2 protein-coding genes are annotated in these 2,143 nt (G+C 72.5%); both read left to right on the forward strand.

The window, feature by feature from the left end:
* The coding region (locus GUY61_RS37750; protein WP_166634800.1) for a DUF485 domain-containing protein at positions 1-346 on the forward strand (346 nt) is incomplete at its 5' end.
* Positions 343-1,947 (forward strand): cation acetate symporter, encoded by a 1,605-nt coding sequence (locus GUY61_RS37755; protein WP_166634801.1) that lies wholly within the window; start codon positions 343-345, stop codon positions 1,945-1,947. The genes GUY61_RS37750 and GUY61_RS37755, both read left to right, overlap by 4 nt.
* The last annotated feature ends 196 nt before the right edge of the window (positions 1,948-2,143 follow it).

Here is a 2,143-nt window from a genome sequence, read left to right on the forward strand (position 1 = left end):
GGCCTCCCACCGCGCGCCGTTCCAGTCCCCCCTCGAGCAACTCGAGGACGAGCCGGCCCTGTCGCGGCTTCGGGCGGCCCGCGGGCGCCCGGTCTTCACCGTCGCCGCCGCCGTCGTCGCGCTCTACCTGCTGAACACCATGCTGGCGGGCGAGGCGCGCGACTTCATGGCCGTACGCCTCGCGGGGCCGCTGAACATCGGCCTGGCGCTGAGCCTGCTCCAGTGCGCCACCACCGGCTGGGCGGTGTGGTGGTACGGGCGCCACGCCAGGACCTCCATCGACCCCGACGGCGCGCGCGTGAGGGACCGTCTGGAAGAACTGGAAGAGTGGGGGAGCACCCGATGACCGCCGCCGTGCAACTGGCCGACTCCGGCTTCCCCGTGTTCGTCGTCTTCGTGACCTTCGTGTGCTGCGCGCTCTTCCTTGCCATCTGGGTCACCACGGACCGGGCCACCCCGGGCGACTTCTACGTCGGCGACGGCCGCCTCACCCCGACGCGGAACGGCATCGCCCTGTTCGGCGACTACATGTCGGCCGCGACCCTGCTGGGTTCGCCCGGTGTGCTCGCGCTGACGGGCTACGACGGCATCGCCTACTTCCTGGGCCCGATCGTCGCCTGGATCGTGATCGTGCTGCTGATCGCGGAGCCGTACCACAGCACCGGGCGCTACACCATCGGCGACAGCCTCGCGCGGCGGCTGCGCCCGCGGGCCGTGCACCTGGCCGCGGGCCTCGCCACCCTCGTCATCTGCCTGGTCTACGTGACGGCGCAACTGGTCGGCGCCGGATCGCTGGCCGCGCCGATCCTCGGCCTGGACGGAACGGGGGCCCGGCAGATCATGGTCGGCTCGCTCGGCCTCCTGATGATCATCTACGTGGTGATCGGCGGTATGCGGGCCACGACCGTGGTCCAGCTGGTCAAGGCGGTCCTGCTGCTGGGCGGCGGGGGCTACCTCGCGGTCCTGGTCATGTCGGAGGTGGGCTGGAACCCCGCGACCCTGCTGGACCGGGCCGCGGTCCGCAGCGGCCTGTCCGACGCCTTCCTCCAGCCGGGCGTGCGCTACGGCGAGGACGGCGTCGGAAGGCTCGACTCGCTGAGCCTGCAACTGGCGGTGCTCCTCGGCGCGGCCGGCCTGCCGCACCTGCTGATGCGGCTGGGCGCGGTGCGCACGGCGCGCGAGGCACGCGCGTCGGTGACCATCGCGACCTGGCTGACGCTGGTGTTCTGTCTCCTGGCAGCGGTGCTGGGCTTCGGCGCGGTGGCGCTGCTCGGCCGGGACACCATCGCCGCCGACAGCGCGACAGGCAACTCGGCGGTGCTGCTGCTGGCCGAGTTCCTCGGAGGGGCCTTCCTCATCACGCTCATCTCGTGCGTCGCCTTCACCACGATCCTGGCCGTGGTCGCCGGGCTCGTCCTGGCCGCGTCGACCGCACTGGCCCACGACCTCTACCAGATGGGGCTGATGCGCGGCAGGGCGTCGGAGAAGAGCGAACTCCTCGTCGCCAAGGGCGGGGTGCTGCTGGTGGGCGTCACCGCGACCGGCCTGTCGCTGTACGCCCAGGGCCAGAACATCTCGTTCCTGGTGGGCCTGGCCTTCGCCATCGCCGGGTCCGCGATCCTGCCGGCGCTGCTGTACAACCTCTACTGGAAGGGCTTCACCAGCAAGGGCGCGCTGTGGAGCGTCTACGGGGGACTGCTCTCCTCGGTGGTGCTGGTGCTGCTCTCCCCGGCCCTGTCGGGAAGCCCGACGGCGTTGCTCCCCGGCCGGGACTTCGCCGTCTTCCCGCTCAGCAACCCGGCGGTGGTCTCCATCCCGCTCGGTTTCCTGCTGGGCTGGCTGGGATCACTTCTCGACTCCCGGGAACCGGGCGGGGCGCGGTACGCGGAGACTGAGGTGCGGGTCCTCGCCGACGTGGGGGCCGGAACGGAGACGAACCCGGGATAGTCGCCGGGTTCCGCGGCCGGCCGGGCGCCCAGGAACCGCCGGGCCGGCCGCAACGACAGGTGTCCCCGGGCGCAGCACGAGCGACCGGGGACACCGCTGTTCCCGTTGCCCGTGTCCGTCCGGGGGAGCGGTGCGGACCGGGAGAAGGTGCGGGGCCGCCGTGGCGGGCCCGAACGGGGACGGAGCGGGGGCGGAG

This window comes from Streptomyces sp. GC420 (assembly GCF_009916105.1).
GTDB lineage: Bacteria > Actinomycetota > Actinomycetes > Streptomycetales > Streptomycetaceae > Streptomyces.

Coding starts and splice junctions, on each gene's coding strand:
- GUY61_RS37755 (WP_166634801.1), top strand. CDS start 343: ATGACCGCCGCCGTGCAACTGGCCGACTCCGGCTTCCCCGTGTTCGTC.